The 16,831-nt window shown below is 60.5% G+C and carries 15 protein-coding genes; 12 read left to right on the forward strand and 3 right to left on the reverse strand.

Annotated features, from left to right (window positions below; genetic code table 11):
- Nucleotides 1–619 precede the first annotated feature (619 nt).
- The 12 genes from nanR (at nt 620) to ligD (ending at nt 13,449) form a co-directional block, all read left to right on the forward strand.
- A complete protein-coding gene (gene nanR, locus ACYG9V_RS16390; protein WP_023682279.1) occupies nt 620–1,327 on the forward strand; it encodes a transcriptional regulator NanR in 708 nt (235 codons plus the stop codon).
- Nucleotides 1,327–1,632 carry a putative quinol monooxygenase gene (locus tag ACYG9V_RS16395; protein WP_023669450.1) on the forward strand — a complete coding sequence of 102 codons (306 nt, stop codon included), beginning with the start codon at nt 1,327–1,329 and terminating at the stop codon, nt 1,630–1,632. Before nanR ends, ACYG9V_RS16395 begins: the two co-directional genes overlap by 1 nt.
- Before the next feature lie 47 nt (nt 1,633–1,679).
- Nucleotides 1,680–2,456 carry an HpcH/HpaI aldolase family protein gene (locus ACYG9V_RS16400; protein ID WP_023726880.1) on the forward strand — a complete coding sequence of 259 codons (777 nt, stop codon included), beginning with the start codon at nt 1,680–1,682 and terminating at the stop codon, nt 2,454–2,456.
- Nucleotides 2,457–2,470: 14 nt separating this feature from the next.
- Nucleotides 2,471–3,523 carry an NAD(P)-dependent oxidoreductase gene (locus ACYG9V_RS16405; protein WP_023689444.1) on the forward strand — a complete coding sequence of 351 codons (1,053 nt, stop codon included), beginning with the start codon at nt 2,471–2,473 and terminating at the stop codon, nt 3,521–3,523.
- A 120-nt stretch (nt 3,524–3,643) separates the two neighbouring features.
- Nucleotides 3,644–5,299 carry an extracellular solute-binding protein gene (locus ACYG9V_RS16410; RefSeq protein WP_023689443.1) on the forward strand — a complete coding sequence of 552 codons (1,656 nt, stop codon included), beginning with the start codon at nt 3,644–3,646 and terminating at the stop codon, nt 5,297–5,299.
- A gap of 84 nt (nt 5,300–5,383) precedes the next feature.
- Entirely contained in the window at nt 5,384–6,325 is a 942-nt protein-coding gene (locus tag ACYG9V_RS16415) for a carbohydrate ABC transporter permease (protein ID WP_023700503.1), read from the forward strand.
- A complete protein-coding gene (locus ACYG9V_RS16420; protein ID WP_023827582.1) occupies nt 6,325–7,173 on the forward strand; it encodes a carbohydrate ABC transporter permease in 849 nt (282 codons plus the stop codon). Before ACYG9V_RS16415 ends, ACYG9V_RS16420 begins: the two co-directional genes overlap by 1 nt.
- Nucleotides 7,174–7,185: 12 nt before the next feature.
- Complete coding sequence (locus ACYG9V_RS16425) at nt 7,186–8,280, forward strand: ABC transporter ATP-binding protein (protein ID WP_023669457.1); 1,095 nt, start codon at nt 7,186–7,188, stop codon at nt 8,278–8,280.
- Nucleotides 8,277–10,250 carry a hypothetical protein gene (locus tag ACYG9V_RS16430; RefSeq protein WP_352764203.1) on the forward strand — a complete coding sequence of 658 codons (1,974 nt, stop codon included), beginning with the start codon at nt 8,277–8,279 and terminating at the stop codon, nt 10,248–10,250. Before ACYG9V_RS16425 ends, ACYG9V_RS16430 begins: the two co-directional genes overlap by 4 nt.
- Before the next feature lie 423 nt (nt 10,251–10,673).
- Nucleotides 10,674–11,168: a YidB family protein gene (locus ACYG9V_RS16435; RefSeq protein WP_460221974.1), complete on the forward strand. Its 495-nt coding sequence runs from the start codon at nt 10,674–10,676 to the stop codon at nt 11,166–11,168.
- 55 nt (nt 11,169–11,223) lie between these two features.
- Nucleotides 11,224–11,583: a DUF4112 domain-containing protein gene (locus tag ACYG9V_RS16440; protein ID WP_023669460.1), complete on the forward strand. Its 360-nt coding sequence runs from the start codon at nt 11,224–11,226 to the stop codon at nt 11,581–11,583.
- 96 nt (nt 11,584–11,679) lie between these two features.
- Nucleotides 11,680–13,449 (forward strand): DNA ligase D, encoded by a 1,770-nt coding sequence (gene ligD / locus ACYG9V_RS16445; RefSeq protein WP_023700500.1) that lies wholly within the window; start codon nt 11,680–11,682, stop codon nt 13,447–13,449.
- Between the two features lie 81 nt (nt 13,450–13,530).
- On the opposite strand, the gene ACYG9V_RS16450 is transcribed toward ligD, so the two are convergent.
- The 3 genes from ACYG9V_RS16450 to ACYG9V_RS16460 form a co-directional block, all read right to left on the reverse strand.
- Nucleotides 13,531–13,653, reverse strand: a complete 123-nt coding sequence (locus ACYG9V_RS16450; protein ID WP_348529184.1) for a DUF3606 domain-containing protein — start codon at nt 13,651–13,653, stop codon at nt 13,531–13,533.
- Nucleotides 13,654–14,230: 577 nt separating this feature from the next.
- Nucleotides 14,231–15,268 (reverse strand): sensor histidine kinase, encoded by a 1,038-nt coding sequence (locus ACYG9V_RS16455; RefSeq protein WP_031199112.1) that lies wholly within the window; start codon nt 15,266–15,268, stop codon nt 14,231–14,233.
- Nucleotides 15,268–16,755, reverse strand: coding sequence for an ATPase domain-containing protein (locus tag ACYG9V_RS16460; RefSeq protein ID WP_023669465.1), 1,488 nt, complete (start codon nt 16,753–16,755; stop codon nt 15,268–15,270). The genes ACYG9V_RS16455 and ACYG9V_RS16460 overlap by 1 nt, the downstream gene beginning before the upstream one ends.
- Between the last annotated feature and the right edge of the window lie 76 nt (nt 16,756–16,831).

Raw genomic sequence — 16,831 nt, forward strand, 5'->3', positions numbered from 1 at the left:
CTGAGGCCCTCAGGACTAAAAGATCTTGAGAAAACCAGTTTCAAATGCGCATCCTCAAGCGGCGGCCGCCCACCGCACGAGGATGGGCACAACGTGACGAGCGCTCTGGAGCCTAGAGAGAACTGACCCGACACCACCTTCCTTTGCGGCATTGCGGCGGCGCAAAAAGATTACGAGATGGAGCAGGCGTATTGCCAAATGGGTCCACCAGCGAGAGTTCGCGTTTTCCGCCTCGGCTGTGAACCCCACTTCCATTCGCTGGTCTTGCTCAGGTCGAGGTCTACTTTGCCATCGAGGGCTCATGTTGCGGCTCATAAGCAGGCGGTTGGGTAGGTCTCGGCCAGCACACGGCCCGGTGGCACTCACTGCGGTCCACACCGCAGTTGAAACTGACCACCCGACCCAGGGTTCGAAGACGGTCCCCGATCGGAACACCGAGCAGAGTGTGCTCGCGCTCCTCAAGTCACCGATATCCTTGGTGAAGACGTTGAAGGCGTGTGCAAAGGACGCCTCGACATCGGCGGAGTGATTAAACGGCTCGGCTACCGGATGCTTAGACATCGTTGACAAGGGTGCTATGGGATCATAACGTACCTGACTGGTATAACAGGTATGCCACATGATCGGAGTTCTGATCAAGCAGCGGAAGCTTTCGGACGAGGTGGCAGCGCACCTCGAACGGATGATCCGAGAGGGAGAGTTGGCCGAAGCCGACCGTCTCCCATCTGAACGGGAACTCATGCGGCAGTTCGGGGTAGGGCGGCCTTCCATCCGTGAGGCGCTGCTGCATCTTAGCAAAATGGGCCTTGTCGAGGTAAAATCGGGGGAGCGTGCCCGCGTCACTCGACCCACTCCTCAATTCGTGATTGACGCCCTTTCAGGGCCGGCTCGGCACATGATTTCGGCGCCGGGAGGCGTTCACGACTTCCAGAGCGCGCGCTTGTTTTTCGAGGTCGGTCTTGCCCGCAACGCCGCTGTGCATGCTACCCCGGAAGACATTGACAGCCTCAAGGAGGCGCTCGAACTCAACCGGCAGTCGATCGGCGATCTGGCGCGCTTCGAGCGCACGGACGTAGACTTCCATTACGTGCTGGCGGTAATCACCCGCAATCGGATCTTTACAGCTATTCACGCGGCCTTGGCTGAATGGTTGCTCGAACAGCGTCGCACCACATTGGCCAAGGGTGAAGACCGCAAGGCTTACCAGGCTCATCGCGAAATCTTCGAGGCCGTCGCCGCGCGCGATCCAGACGCGTCAGAGACGGCCATGCGCAGCCATCTCGAATATGTGGCCAAGCGGTATCTGCAACTTGCGAGGCCCAAGTGATGACCGGATTTGTCGTCTGGGTCGATTTCCGCCTGAGGCCTGGTGCCCGGGACAGATTCCGAGAACTTGTCGACGCCAATGCGACCGCCTCGATGCGCACCGAGGCCGGCTGTCGCCGCTTTGACGTGACGGAGGCGCGCGGCGAACTGGATCGGGTCCTGCTCTATGAGATTTACGATAGCGAGGCCGCATTCGAGGACCACTGCCGCACCGCTCATTTCGACGAATTCAATACGCAGAGCGCGCCGCTCGTCGTGACCAAGTTGGTGACGACCTGCGACCTCGTTCTTGAAGCCACGCATTGAAGCGAACATAGGCGGATTGGCCCATTGGGGCGAACGGGAGGAAGTGCATGTCGGAGCCAAGTCTCAGGGCGTTAGCTTCTCACAGGCGGGTCAAGCTCGGTACGCTCGTCGCCGAGTTCGCCACGCCGGGAATCGGTCACATCCTGAAGTCCGCTGGCTGCGATTTCGTCTTTTTCGACATGGAGCATTCGGGATTTAGCTTGGAAACGCTGAAGAGTGCGATCCGTTATTTCGAGGCGGCCGATCTGCCGGTCATGGTGCGTGTGCCGTCGCAGGACTACCATTTCCTCGCCCGCGCCATGGACATGGGCGCCGAAGGCCTGATCGCGCCGATGGTGAGCAGCGTCGAACAGGCGCAGCACATCATCAACTCCATGAAATACCACCCTGCCGGCGCCCGCGGCGTGGCGCTGCAGATCGCTCATGACCGTTACCGTCCGGGCTCGGTCGCTGACAAATTCGAGGCCGCCAACAAGCGCTCGACGTTCATCTGCCTGATCGAGACCGCCGACGGCGTCAAGAACATTGACGGCATCGCGGGACTGGACGGGGTCGATTGTCTGTGGGTCGGACATTTCGATCTGTCCGTCTCGCTCGGCATTCCTGGCGACTTCGCCCACCCCACTTTCACTGCTGCAATGGCCAAAATCGTTGCCGCCGCCAAGAAGCACAACAAATCGCTTGGACGCTTGGTGCCCAACGTCGCCCAGGGACACGAGTTCTACGCACAGGGCTTCGATTTCATTTGTTATTCAGGCGACGTTTGGGTCCTGCACGACGCGATCGCCGACGCGGTTTCCAAGATCCGGGCCGGGTGCCAATAGGAACGGAGGAGACGATGGACAGCGTGAAATTCAGGGTGGCGCTTTCCGGTGATTTCCGCAGGCCGGACGGCTCGCCGACCTACCCAGATTTCGATCTGGAGCCGCTGCGCAATGCGACAGCTGTCGAGATGGTGTTCCTGGAGTCAAACAGTCCGCTTCGCGCCGACCAACTTGAGGATTTCGATGCGCTGATCCTCCTCGCCCATCGTTTCGATGCCACGAGTGTCCCGAGGAGCGGCCGCCTGGCCGTCGTAGCCCGCTTCGGGGTCGGCTACGACACTGTCGACGTTGAGGCATGCACCGCAGCCGGTATTGCCTTGGTCATCACGCCCGATGGCGTGCGACGGCCCGTCGCCGTATCCGTCGTCACCTTCATGCTGGCGCTGACCGGCAAGCTGCTGACAAAGGACGCGCTCACCCGCAAAGGGTCTGTTGGTTTTGAGAAGCGCTCCGAACATATGGGGGTCGGCCTCGTCGGGCGTACGCTTGGGTCGCTGGGCATCGGCAACATCGGTGCCGAGGTCTTCCGCTTGGCGAAGCCCTTTGACATGCAATTCATTGCCCATGACCCGTTTGCCGACAAGGGGGTCGCTGCCGACCTGGGCGTCGAGCTGGTAGGGCTGGAGGATCTGTTTCGCCGCGCCGACGTGCTGTCGGTGAGTTGCCCCCTGTCGTCCCAGACCCACCACATCGTCAATGCCGAGCGGATCGCCCTGATGAAGCCGACAGCTTACCTGATCAACACCGCGCGCGGCCCGATCGTCGACCAGAAAGCTCTGACGCAAGCACTGCAGGAGCGCCGCATCGCCGGCGCCGGTCTCGACGTGCTGGAACAAGAGCCTCCCGACGCAGACGATGCGATCCTCAAACTCGACAATGTCATCCTGGCGCCGCACGCGCTTTGCTGGACCGACCAGTGCTTTGCCGGCAACGGTGCCGCGGACGTCAAAGCGGTAATGGAGGTGCAGCGCGGTCGCGAGCCGCGCGGCGTGGTCAATCGCGAGGTGCTTTCGAGCGAGCTGTGGAAGACCAGGCTGTCTGGGCTCGCCGCCCGCTTTGGAACCTAGGAGGACACTGATTTTCGGCGCGCCGCCGCGGCCTGTTTGCGGCGACCTTACGGGAGGAAATGCTTGACCGCTGCGCCGGCGGACGAGTGAAGCAAAAGGAAAATGGGAGGACCAAGCACTATGAACGATCGTGAAAAACGTGACTTTCAGGCAGGTCTCGAAGCAGAGGTCGACGCCTTCATGCGCGGCGAAACCACCCGCCGAACTTTCATCACCCGCTTCGGTCAGATGACCGGCATGTTGGCCGTGTCCGGCCCGCTGCTGGGGATGATGACCGATTGGGCCCTGGCGCAGCAAACATTGGAATTGGCGGACGGCACGTCGCCGCTCGGCCAGGCGCAGGCCGCAGCCCTGAAAGCATCGAAGGAAGGGCCTGCGGACGGTTCCGCCTTTCGCGCGGCGGAGGCGGCCAAGGCGCATTCGGGCGTCACCCTCAACATGACCTACGAGGCTGGCCTGCAGGCACTCGACCCGCGCAATTTCAGCGGGCCAATGTGGGAGCAGCTTACCGGGATGAAGTCGAATGTCGTCGAGCTGTCGAACCCGGACCAGTACTCCAAGGCGGTCGCCGAGCACATCGCCGGCTCGGGTGCCTATGACGTCCTCGACATCTCGCCGGCCTGGACGCCGTCGCTTGCCGATGGCGGCGTCATCGCCCCGCTAGACGACTACATCGCCAAATACATGAACCCGGCAGACCTCGAGGACTATCATCCCCTGTACAAGGCGCTGCCGACCTACAAGGGCAAGATCTGGGGGTTCTTCGACGACGGCGACATGTTCGCTCTCTACTACCGCAAGGACATTTTCGAGGATCCGAAAATGATGGAGGCTTACCAGGCGAAGTTCAACACCAAGCTTGGACCGCCCAAGACATGGGAAGAATATGCCCAGATCGCCCAGTTCATCACCGACCAGATGGCGCCAAAGGTCTATGGCGCGGGACATTTCCGCAAGGCGGGCAGCCCCGGCAATCAGTTCGACTTTCTGCAGCAGTACCGGGCCAACGGCGGAAAACTCTTCGGCGACGACATGAAGGCAGGTTTGGTTTCGGATGCCGGCGTCAAGACGCTGACAAACATGCTCGCCGCAAACAAGGCCTCGATCCCCGGCAACAACGAGCTCGACGCCGTCTCCTTGTGGGCGGCTTTCCTGACCGGCAAAGTCGCGATGATCTATTCCTGGCCTCCTAGCGGCCGTATGGCGGCGAACTATTCGCAGTCGGCCACGGCAATCAACTTCATTCCGCAGTCCCAAATCGCCGGCAAGGTCGGCTATGCCGTGGTTCCGGGAAATCCGGAACATGCCACCGGCTACAACAAGGCACTGTCGGCCGACTCGCCCAACCCTGAGGCGGCGTATCTGTTCATGCAGTGGGTATGCTCGCCACCCGTCTCGCTGGCACGTTGCATGCTGCCCTACGCGCTACGCGACCCGTACCGCATCTCGCACTTCAAGTCCGAGCTCTACGGCGCGCTCTTCCCGAGTGCCAAGGAGTACCTTGCCAACCTCAACAACTCGGCAAACGTCGGTCTGCTCGACCCGATCATGCCAGGCGCGCAGGACTACTTCTTGAGCATCGATCGCATGTGCACGGCGGTGTGGGCTGGTGCGGATCCGAAGGCGTCGCTTGAAACGGCGGCCGCCGAGTGGAACGAGACGACCGACCGACTGGGTGTGGATTCGCAGAAGGGCTTCTACACCGAGTTCTTGAAACTGCCTGGCGCCACCGCCGACAACACGGTGGAAAAACTTGGCATGGCGGTCACCCTCTGAAGGGAGGCGGACTCTCTGGAGCAATTGGTGTTGCGGGCGCTTGGCTCGCAACACCTCCCCGCTAAGCGGCGATAGGATACGCCTATGCAGCCCACCGCCACGATCCGTCATTTGAAGGCCGCCGGCGCACCGCCCCGGCTGTCTGCCTTTGCCCAATGGGCAGACCGTCATTTCAAGTGGCTGCTGGTCGGCCCCGCTGTGCTGCTGATATTGGCACTGTCGATCTATCCGCTTCTGTTCTCGCTGGTGGTATCCTTCATCAACTACGACTTCCAGGTGCCGGGCCACGCCTTTGTCGGATTGAAGAACTTCGAGCGGGTCGTGTTCGATCCCGTAGCACGTTGGTCCCTGTTGCTGACAGCATCGCTGTCGGGCATCAGCGTCGCTATAGAATTCGTTCTCGGCCTCCTGGTGGCGCTGACAATGGTGCGCAGCTTTCCGGGCCGCGGTGTGATCATGTCGATCCTGATCGTGCCGCTGTTCATCAGCCCGGTCATCGTTGGCCAAGCCTGGACGCTGCTCTTACAGCGGCCTTTTGGACCGACCAACTATGTCCTGACGCAACTATTGGGGCAGGAGGTTACGATCGGCTGGATGACGGAGCGCCCGTGGCTCTACGTCTCGCTGATCATCGCCGATGTCTGGCAGTGGACGCCGTTCATGTTCGTCATCCTGCTCGCCGGGCTGACCGCAATCCCACCCAATCTCTATGAGGCGGCAGAACTCGACGGCGTCAACGCCTGGCAGGTTTTTTGGGCGATCACGCTCCCGCATCTCGGGTCGATGATGCTGCTGGCGCTGACCTTCCGTCTGCTCGACGCAATCCGTATGTTCGATACCATTTTCATCATGACAGGGGGTGGCCCAGGAACACAAACCTACACGGCCTCCTATTATCTTTATACCATAGGCTTCACGCAGTTTCATCTGTCGCAGGCAACAGCAGGAAGTTGGCTGTTCCTGATCTTTACGGCGCTCATCGTGACGTTGCTGGTGCGTCGGCTCTTGAAGGTGGAACCGGTCTGATGGCCGCCGTCGCGCCCGCCCGCCGCAGGAAACGCCGGTCGTTGCCGATCGGCCGAATTCTGCTGCTGGGGTTCTTCCTGGTGTTCGTGCTCTGGCCGCTCTACTGGATGTTCAACACCTCCATCAAGCCCAGCGACGACTACCTCACCGTACCGCCTGTCTGGTTCCCCGCCGCTCCGACGCTTGTCCACTACAAAGCTGCGCTGTTCGCCTATCGTGGTCTCGACGGGCTCATCAACAGCCTGATTATTTCGCTTTCGGCCACGGTGCTTTCGGCGCTGCTCGGCACGCTGATGGCCTATAGCCTGGCGCGCTACGACACCGGCGGCAAGCATCTGTCTTTCTGGGTGCTGTCGCAGCGCTTTTTGCCGCCGATCGGGATCGTGCTGCCGGTGTTCCTGATCTATCGCCAGGTCGGGCTCTACGACACTCATGTCGGCCTGATCATCGCCTATACGGTCTTCACGCTGCCGGTCTCGGTGTGGATGATGTTCGCCTATTTCCGCGGCATGCCGAAGTCGATGGAGGAGGCGGCCCTCGTCGATGGCTGCACGAGATGGGAGGCGTTCTGGCGCGTTGCCGTGCCGCTCGCAGCACCGGGCATCGTCGCGGCGGCTGTCTTCGCCTTCATTGCATGCTGGACGGAGTTCTTCTTCGCTCTGATCTTGACCAGCCGAACTGCCTTTACACTGCCAACGGTCTTCCGCGCCTTCATCGGCTTCCAGGGCGCGCAATATGGCGAAGCCGCGGCCCTTGCCATCGTCTCCCTTGTGCCATCGATCGCCCTTGGGGTCCTTGCTCAACGTCATCTGGTGCGCGGGCTGACGCTCGGCGCCGTTCGCGGTTAGGAAAGCTCCCGCATGGCCGAAGTCAAAATTACCGGCTTGCACAAGCGCTACGGCGCGTTCCATGCCGTGCGCGGCATCGACCTGGACATTCGCGACGGCCAGTTCACCGTTCTGGTTGGACCGTCCGGCTGCGGCAAGTCCACGCTGCTCCGGACCATCGCCGGCCTGGAGGAGATATCGGAAGGCACGATCGAGATCGGCGGCGAGGTGGTCAATGATTTCCGGCCGCGCGATCGCGACGTGGCAATGGTGTTTCAAGATTATGCGCTCTATCCGCATATGAGCGTGGCCAAGAACATTGGCTTCGGCCTCAAGGCTCGCAAGATGCCGAAGCCAGAGGTCGAGGTGCGCGTGGCCGAGGCGGCACGCATGCTTGGCATCACTCCCTTGCTGGGGCGTTTTCCGCGCCAATTATCCGGCGGCCAGCGCCAGCGCGTCGCCATCGGCCGCGCCATAGTCCGCAACCCGCGCATCTTTTTGTTCGACGAGCCGCTGTCCAACCTCGACGCACAGCTTCGCGACGAAATGCGCGGCGAAATCAAACGCCTTCACCAGGACATTGCGACAACGATGATCTACGTCACCCATGACCAGATCGAAGCGATGACGTTGGCTGACCGCATCGTGCTGATGCGCGACGGGTTGATAGAGCAGCAGGGCGCGCCACTCGAGTTGTTCGAGCACCCGGCCTCAACGTTCGTCGCTGGGTTCCTGGGTTCGCCGCGGATGAGCTTCCTGCCAGGTACCCTTGCCTTGGACGCAGGCGCCGCTGCCATCCGGCTCGCGGATGCACTGCTGCCTTTAGCGCGCGGCAGGGGGCTGAAGGGCGTCGCGGACGGACAGCAGGTGCTGCTCGGGTTGAGGCCAGAACACCTCACTCGTGCGCACACTGCAACGCCGGAGCAGGGCACGTTTCGCTATGAGGCAACGATCGACCTGCTGCAGCCGACCGGCTCGCGCAGTTACGCGACATTCCGACTGGCCGGCGCGCCGGTGATGGCTGAGCTGCAGGCGCACGATGTCAGCCGTCCGGGCGAGAAGCTTGCGATCGACATCAACATGAACCGGGCCTCGATCTTCGACGCCACGACGGAGCGCGCAATTTGACCTCGGCAGCTTCCCTGGCAGTCCGCTTGTGTGGCACCGAAGAGCTCGAGGCACCGCTGCGCACGCTGCGCGCCGGATCCTTGTCGGTCGCGTTCGACAATGGGGCGTTGCGTCACATCCACGTTGGGACGATCGAGGTCTTGCGCGGAATCTCGTTTCTTGTACGGGACGAAAACTGGGGAACATGTACCACCGTTCTCGATGATCTGCGGATCGACGAGAGGCCGGATGCGTTCGCCATTGAATACCGTGCAACATGTGCTGCAACATCCGGCCGCCTGATTTACCGGGCGCGCGTCTCAGGCCGTGGCGATGGTGCGCTGTCGTTTGTGGCGGAGGCAGAGCCCGAGACCGACCTTTTGACGAATCGGACCGGCTTCGTCGTCCTTCATCCGATCGAGGGCTTAGCCGGCAAGCCGATAAAGGTGCTGCATGAGGATGGTCACGACGAGCTATCGTTCTTGCCGGACCACATCGATCCAAAATGTCCGTTCACCGACATCCGGGCGTTGTCGCACGAGATCGCGCCTGGGATCTGGGCGACATGCACCATGGAGGGTGATGCCTTTGAGATGGAGGACCAACGCAATTGGTCTGACGCCTCGTATAAAACATATGTCCGCCCTCTGCGTCGCCCGTGGCCTTACAGACTGCCCAGGGGCCAGAAATTCACGCAGGCCGTCCGGCTTCACGTGTCAGGAACGCTCCCTGCCGGGACGTCTGAAAATCGCAATCCACTCATCAACCTGACGATCGGCGGACCGGTCGGCCGAGTGCCCCGCACTGGCGTCGGCGTTGCCGCCGACGAGGCAAAGCACGCGCTCGAAACCCCCGAGCTCCTACGACGAATGGCTCCCCAGTGGATGGTCTGCCAGGTCGATCTCCGGATCGCACACGGCCAGGACGAACTAGAAAGCTACGCCGCGCTCGCACGGCTGACCGGCGCTGGAGTGGTCCTCGAGATTATCACCAAGGGCACGCGCGATCCATTCGGCGAATTGGCGCCGGTCGCGGATGCTGTCCACTCACTCGGCCTCAAACTAGAAGCTGTCTCCGTCTTTCCGGCGCAGGACATGACATCCGTACAGCCGGGAGCACCGTGGCCGACTATGCCCAGCTTCCACGAAAGCTACTCCGCCGCTCGCCGGGCTTTCCCGGGCATCGCGCTGGGCGGCGGCATGGCCGCTTACTTCACCGAACTCAACCGCAAGCGTCCGCCAGCCGAAGCGCTCGACTACGTGACCTTCACCACCTGTCCCAGCGTGCACGCCGCAGATGATGTCTCGGTGATGGAGACACTTCAGGCAATCCCCCATCTAATCCGCTCCGCGCATGCTTTCATGGGGGAACGCTTGCCACTGCGTATCGGTCCCATCCAGCTCGGCTGCCGTGAGAACCCATACGGAAAATCCACTACGCCGAATGAAGCGAACGCTCGCGTCTGTCTATCGCGCATTGATCCTCGTCAGCGCGGGCTGTTCAATGCGGCTTGGACTGTCGGATATTTCGCGGCCTGCGCTCGCGAAGGAATCGATGCCGTCGCGTTCGGTGACTTCGCCGGCCCCTTTGGCCAAATCCATAGGAAGGCTGATTTCGTGCAGCCATGGTATGACCAGCAGGATGGCCCAACGGTCTATCCCGCTTTCCATGTCTTGGCTGGTCTCTCAAAGCTCGGCGGAGCCACCTTGCTGTCCGTAGGAACTTCCGGCTGTGACGGCGTCGTGACGATCGCGGCTGAAAAAGATCGCCGCGTGACCCTGTGGGTCGCTAACCTTACCGCCAAGACGCAATCTGTGAGGCTTTCGGATTCGCCGAGCAGCGCCCGCATTGCTCTTCTCGGCGCCGAGCAGTTCGAGCGGGCGGCAACCGATCCCGACTTCATGGAAAGTTCCGCAAGACCGCTGGATGATCAAAGCATCTCGCTTGGCGCCTACGCCGTCGCGCGAGTCGACCTCGATCGATCGTCTTAGGCCTAGCCGATGTTCGCTGTTTGGCCAAACCCCCGTCAAAGATGAGGGTGGTAGTTCCATACTCTAAGGCAGCGCGCGGGATCCATCTCGCTTATACGTTCTACTATCGCGACGCCGACCAGGCTCGCCAGGTTCCGCCTGCCGAGACGCCAAGTTTTGAGGCCGCTCGCGCCGAAGCGATCCGTTGCGTAATCGGGCGATGACGATATGACCGGATGGTTAGTGCGCATGCGCGATCAGGCAGGCAACGAGCTTTGCACGATCAGCGTCTGCGAGGCCGAAGCCGCACCGCAAACGGAAACAAGCCGGTTAGGCAGCACCGCTCACGTCTGTGTCGATACGCCAGCCCTTATTCAATTAGATCGTCGCCGGTCGGAACTTTTGTGATGTTGAGCCCTTGTCCATTGAACAGTGGAGGTACCAATGGCTAACCTGGGAAAATTGGCGATCGCGATGCTCGGCGTCTTGGCATACCAAAATCGCGACAAGATCGGCGACATGATCCGTGGAGCGGGTGATCGCAACCCAAATGATCCGCAAGGCGGGATTCTGGATCAGCTTTCAAAAGGCGTTTCGGGGACCGCGCTTGGCGATATTCTCGACCGGTTCAGAGGGGCAGGCGCCGGATCGAAGGTCAATTCGTGGGTAGGCACCGGGCCGAACGAGCCGATCCAGCCAAGCGAGGTGGAAGCAGCCATAGACGAAGAAACCCTGACTTCCCTCTCGATGCAGACCGGCCTTTCGCGCGAGGAACTCATAAGCCGGATCACGCGAGATTTGCCTGAGGCCGTCAGCAAGATGACGCCTACTGGTGAATTGCCCGTTGAGGCGCCGAAAAGCTCCGGTGAGACGACCTTGCTCGACGACGTGCCATCGCACAGGACGCAAGCGAATTCAGGCGGTCAAAGCGATATCTAAGGTGACGGCTATCCATCAGGGAGAGATACTAAATCGTACTGGCGCGCGAGTTGGCATGATCGGGCAGGGCGGTCACGGTGGTCATACAGCAAACGTACTTGCCGAGTTGGATCTATTGGCCGCGCTACTCGATTCCCGCTGGCGCATTCCAGGCACATCAATTCGTTTTGGACTGGATGCGCTCGTAGGTCTGGTTCCCGTACTCGGAGATGCGGCGACGGGCATTATCTCGGCCTACATCGTCTTGCGAGCTCGAAACGTCGGTGCCGGAAATGGGTTGGTCGCCCGCATGCTAGGCAACGTGCTGCTGGATACGCTCGTAGGAAGTGTCCCAATTCTCGGCTCGATCTTCGACGTCTATTTTAAGGCGAACAATCGCAACATCAGACTGCTGCGCCGTCACATCAACAAGTGAGGCGGATAAGCAATCGTCGCGATGCAATTCTTCTAAAAGGCTCGGAACCGACAGGGGCGCTGGGGCTTGAGTCGCGATTCCTGGAGTCGCGAGCATATGACCAGTGCCATTGACCGGCTTTCGTTCATCGAGTTCCAATCGCCCACACTGGTCGAGAAAGCTCCCGAAGGCGGAGATTGGCTTCACGAGATCAAATATGACGGCTACAGGACGCAGCTGGTCGTTGAAGGCGGAAAGGCGCGAGCATTCACACGTCGCGGCCACGATTGGTCCCACCGTTACAAGAGGATTGTTCAGGCCGCGGCAAGCCTGCCGGTCAAATCCGCTATCATCGATGGTGAAGCTGTCGTCCTGGGCGACACCGGCCTGCCGGACTATCAAGCCCTGGAACGTGAGCTGGGCAACCCAAGTTCGCTGCGGATGACTCTCTACGCTTTCGACCTCCTGTACCTCGATGGCCGTGATCTACGGGAACAACCGTTAGTGAAGCGCAAGGCTGCGCTGAAGAAGCTGCTGACCGAAACCGAGCCAACCCTGACTTATGCCGAGCATCTGGAGGTGAACGGCAATGATATGTTCGACCATGCCTGCCGGATGGGCATAGAGGGAATCGTATCCAAGCGAGCGGATGCTCACTACCGCTCGGGCGTCCAGACCAGTTGGGTCAAGGTCAAATGTGTCAAGAGCGACACTTTTCCAATCGTGGCTTTCGTCGAGAAACTTGGCGCGCAGCCGCGCCGCATCGCATCGTTGTACATCGGCAGGCGAGAGGGCGACCGGCTGCTTTATGCCGGGAAGGCCCAGACCGGCTATACGCTGGACGCAGCCCGGCGCGTTAGGGAGCGGCTTGATCCGCTTGTAACCGCCAAGTCACCGCTGTCGGAGCCGATCAAGAAGCCCAAGGCGACATGGGTCGAACCAGACGTTCTTGCCGAGGTGCAATTCAGTGGCGTGTCGGACCGGGGCATCTTGCGTGAGGCGGTCTTCAAGGGACTCCGCGAGGACCTTCAGGCAATCCCGCCCAAGCCTCCGTCGCCCTCCAAGCGGAGGTCGGAAGGCCAACACGGCGTCCCGCGCGAGAACATTCTCCAGCTGCTACCCGATGCGGTTGCACCTTCCAAGGAAGAGCTGGCAGACTATTGGCGGCGGGTCGCTGATCAAGCTCTAGTTGATCTGGTTCGGCGACCGCTGAAGCTGGTCCGCCACGCCTCCGGCGCAACCTTCTATCACAAGGGACCGCTACCTCGGATACCGGCGTCCGTACATCAGCTCCGGGTTCAAAAGCGCGAAGGCGGCGAAGGCATTCGGGTATGGATAGATGACATGGATGGTCTGCTTGGCTTGGTCGAGATGGATGCCGTTGAGCTTCATCCGTGGAACGCGACGATTGATGACATCGAACATGCGGACCGGCTCGTCCTCGACCTCGATCCCGGAGAAGGCGTTCCATGGGACGATGTGATCGAGGCCACGCTGGCGCTACGGGGCATCTTGGAAGCGGCAGGCTTGGAGAGCTGGCCAAAGGTCACTGGCGGCAAAGGCATCCACTTGATGGCCCCGCTCGTTGCGAAGATGACCCATGACAGCGCCCGGAAACTGGCCAAGTCGCTCGCCCACCGTCTGGTTGATACCGATCCTGACCGATACCTGTTGTCAGCTGACCCCGCAGCCCGAGGAGGCCGGATCTTTCTCGACTATCTCCGCAACGGACAGGGCAATACCGCAATAGGCGCTTTTTCCCCGCGAGCGCGGCCCGGCTTCCCAATTGCCCACCTGGTCACATGGAAGCAAGTCGAGGCGGGCATCCGGCCAGACGTTTTCACGCTCGCGCAGCCTTTCAGACCCGCTCGTCGAAAAGCCGCGTGATGCGTCGCGACCATCAGCCGGTATCAGCGAGTTTCCTTGCCTCGCGTCCGAGCCTCTTCCGGTCGTTGCCGTGTTCTCTGATTAGCTCGCGCGTTCTGGCGTGATACGATGCTGTTTGGCGAAATAGCCAACCTCATAATCTTCATCGACTGATACACGGTTGCGATCTCGAAAATCACGCTTGCTCTTATCGTCTGCCATCATCTTTCCTCCTGATCAGAGAAACAACGACCGACGTTGTATGTTCCCGGCGCCTCACTTCGGCCGCCAGAGGCGCGGGCTGTCCGACCGTACTGGGGCCGCAGCCATTGCGAAGGTGATCTGGCGAAAGTTGGTTGGCCAAAGGCAAGGGTGATTTCGTTTGCTGTTCGGGATAGCTGACCGTCGATCGAGCCTGTCTGCGGGCCTCTTGGTTTTTTACGACGCCAGTCGGAGCCCAGACGGGTCGCAGATGATTCAGATGCGCATCCGGGCTATCAACGAGGATCGTGAGCAAAATGGCGGGGGGTGACCACGAAGGCGACAAAACTGCGCTCCGGGAGCCCAAGGTTTCGTCTAGGACGCATGACCCGGGTCACAGCGCCGCGGCACGAGTTCGACTTCATCACCAAGGTCGGCCGCATAGACCACGCCGGAGCTCTCGCAATGTTGCAGAGGCATATGGGAGATATAGAGGCGGTCTTTTTCGGAACTGATGTTTTGGCTAAAGCGCTAGACCAGCCTGCCGAGTGACGCTCAGTTAATCCCTATCGCGGCGCCCAGCCAGCCTTTCCGTTGCCGCTCAGTAAGCCGGCACAAGGCGCGTGTTTCGCAACGGCAAGGCCATGGTGAACTGCAAGCCGTCACGATGGTAGTTCAATTCGATCTTGGCGTTGCATTGCACGGTCACGACTTTTTCCAGAAGTGTCGTGCCAAACCCCCGGCGACTGGGCTGCTCGACTTTCGGCCCATCTCGTTCCCGCCAGTCAAGATTGACGATCTGTGTATCGCCGGACCCGCCTAACGACCAGCGGACATCAAGGCGGCCTCCCGTTTGCGAAAGCGCGCCAAACTTCGACGAATTGGAGGCCAGTTCGTGGAAAGCCATCCCGACAGGGACCGCAATGTCGGCGACTAGCGCTACGTTCGGGCCTTCCAGAACGATACGCGGCCTGTCGCGCGTCTCATAGTGGTCAAGCTCGCTTTCGAGCAGCTTGTGCAGGGAGGCAGTCTGCCAATAATCGTCGGTAAGCATCGAATGGGTCTGGGCCAGGGAAACGAGCCTGGCTGAAAAATCGCGTACGAAATCATCGACGTTGCCGCTCGACTTGGCCGTCGCGCCCATCATGGCGCGAACGTTGGCCAGCGTGTTCTTGACGCGGTGATGCAGCTCGCGGATGAGCAATTTCTGCCGATCGGCGACCTCCCGCTTCTGTTCGATGTAGGACTGGACCTCACGCTGGCGGGCGCGGGCACGCAAGGCGGAGCGCACCGAGTTGGCGAGGCTCGAAGCCAGAAATGGCCGTTCAAGCACGATCAGATAGCGGTCCAGAAATGCCATCCGCGTGTCGACTTCGTTCCCCCGCATCGTCAGAAGCACGATCGGAAAATCCGACCATGCGGGTTGGGCTTCAAGCCAGGCCGCAAACTGCGTTCGATCGGAACTGAGCAGGGCCTCCTCGGCCACGACAAGGCACTGAGCCTCGTCGAGAAGCGGCACTGCCTCTTCCAAGCTGCCGCACACACGCGAGGCAATCTGGTTTGTAGCCAGGATGGAGGCCGCGATCCTCGCGTCACGGCCAAGCGGCGCCAGCACGAGAACGGCGGGGCTGGACGACATCACAGCGCCTTATCCCTCAGAAGGTCTGTCGGCTTGCCTTCAAATTCCGGAGATCCCATCAGGATGCCGCGGAATTGTTCCAGTGGCTCACCTACGGCCACGCCGTTACCGCCGATTTTAAACTCACGAATCGTCTCTTCGTGGGGGCCGACACGTTTCTTGACAACGGAAATCGCGCGTCTCAACTGACCTGCGTTCTCGAAGAAGCGCAGAAGCATGATGGAATCGCAGAGATAGGTCATGTCGACCGGCGCTGCCGTTTGCCCAAACAGCCCGTGATTGGCCAACAGCAGGATCGTCGCCACTGCCTTCTGATTGAGATAGGTGAGGATCTCGTGCATCTGAAGCACCAGATGTTGTTCTTCGGACATGGCATTGAGATAGCCAGTTAGGCTGTCGATCACGACGATCCGCACATTGGATTCTTCGACGGCCGCTTGGATGCGCGAAGACAATTCGCCTGGTGAAAGCTCAGCCGGATTGACAGATTCAAGCATCAGCGTGCCGTCCTCGGCAAACGGCTCCAGGTCCATGCCGAGCCCGGCGGCGCGCGCCAAGAAGATGCGCTTTGTCTCGTCAAACAACAGCACCAGCACACGCTCGCCACGCTCGAGTGCGGCATAGCAATAGGTGCAGGCAATGGTAGACTTGCCAACGCCAGACGGCCCCATCAGCATCGTGCTGGTACCACGGGCCAGCCCGCCGCCAAGCAGGGTGTCGATCCGGTTGTTGCTCATGGCCGGCGTATCATGCTCGGCCACCTCATGCTCGGCTGCAACGAGCCGCGGATAGGCGATAACGCCGCCTGGGCGAATGACGAAATCGTGAAAGCCGCCCCGGATCTGCACGCCGCGCATTTTGATCACGCGTAGCCGCCGACGCTCTCCACCATAGACGGGCGACAGCTGCTCCATCCGAATGACGCCGTGACTGATCGAATGCAAATTGAGGTCATCCTGCTCAGCGGTCAGGTCGTCGAGCATAAGCACCGTCACATTGTTGAGCATGAAGAAGCTCTTCAATGCCAACACCTGGCGCCGATACCGCAGTGACCCTTGCGATAAAAGTCGAATTTCAGAGAGCGAATCGAACACCACGCGATCGGGTCTGACGCGTCCGATCTCGGCCATGGCAGACTGCACGGTTTCGCCGAGTTCCAATTCCGAGGAATGGATCAATGTCTGTAGCTGCGCAGGATCGAAACTGAGCTCCGGCGGCACAAGTTCAAGAATTTGCACCCCCTTCAGATCCCAGCCGTGACGGCCAGCAACCGAGAGCAGTTCGCGCTTGCTTTCTGACAAAGTGATGTAAAGGCATGTCTCGCCATTCTTGGCGCCCTCGATCAAAAACTGGAGGCCAAGAGTGGTTTTTCCAGAACCTGGTTTCCCTTCGATGAGATGGGAGCGGTTCCTGGCGTAGCCGCCACGAAGAATGTAGTCGAGGCCGCTAACTCCAGTTGTGATCGCCGAGGCGTCGTCTCTGTCCAACTAATCCCCCAATGTAATTTCGAGAACCAGATAACGACGGGCACCTTTCGCGGTTCCACGTCTCTCGGTGAGCGCC

The sequence above is a fragment of the Mesorhizobium sp. W016 genome, from assembly GCF_054719485.1.

Coding starts and splice junctions, on each gene's coding strand:
- ACYG9V_RS16405 (WP_023689444.1), top strand. CDS start 2,471: ATGGACAGCGTGAAATTCAGGGTGGCGCTTTCCGGTGATTTCCGCAGG.
- ACYG9V_RS16420 (WP_023827582.1), top strand. CDS start 6,325: ATGGCCGCCGTCGCGCCCGCCCGCCGCAGGAAACGCCGGTCGTTGCCG.
- ligD (WP_023700500.1), top strand. CDS start 11,680: ATGACCAGTGCCATTGACCGGCTTTCGTTCATCGAGTTCCAATCGCCC.
- ACYG9V_RS16435 (WP_460221974.1), top strand. CDS start 10,674: ATGGCTAACCTGGGAAAATTGGCGATCGCGATGCTCGGCGTCTTGGCA.
- ACYG9V_RS16455 (WP_031199112.1), bottom strand. CDS start 15,268: ATGTCGTCCAGCCCCGCCGTTCTCGTGCTGGCGCCGCTTGGCCGTGAC.
- ACYG9V_RS16415 (WP_023700503.1), top strand. CDS start 5,384: ATGCAGCCCACCGCCACGATCCGTCATTTGAAGGCCGCCGGCGCACCG.
- nanR (WP_023682279.1), top strand. CDS start 620: ATGATCGGAGTTCTGATCAAGCAGCGGAAGCTTTCGGACGAGGTGGCA.
- ACYG9V_RS16410 (WP_023689443.1), top strand. CDS start 3,644: ATGAACGATCGTGAAAAACGTGACTTTCAGGCAGGTCTCGAAGCAGAG.
- ACYG9V_RS16400 (WP_023726880.1), top strand. CDS start 1,680: ATGTCGGAGCCAAGTCTCAGGGCGTTAGCTTCTCACAGGCGGGTCAAG.
- ACYG9V_RS16450 (WP_348529184.1), bottom strand. CDS start 13,653: ATGATGGCAGACGATAAGAGCAAGCGTGATTTTCGAGATCGCAACCGT.
- ACYG9V_RS16440 (WP_023669460.1), top strand. CDS start 11,224: ATGATCGGGCAGGGCGGTCACGGTGGTCATACAGCAAACGTACTTGCC.
- ACYG9V_RS16395 (WP_023669450.1), top strand. CDS start 1,327: ATGACCGGATTTGTCGTCTGGGTCGATTTCCGCCTGAGGCCTGGTGCC.
- ACYG9V_RS16425 (WP_023669457.1), top strand. CDS start 7,186: ATGGCCGAAGTCAAAATTACCGGCTTGCACAAGCGCTACGGCGCGTTC.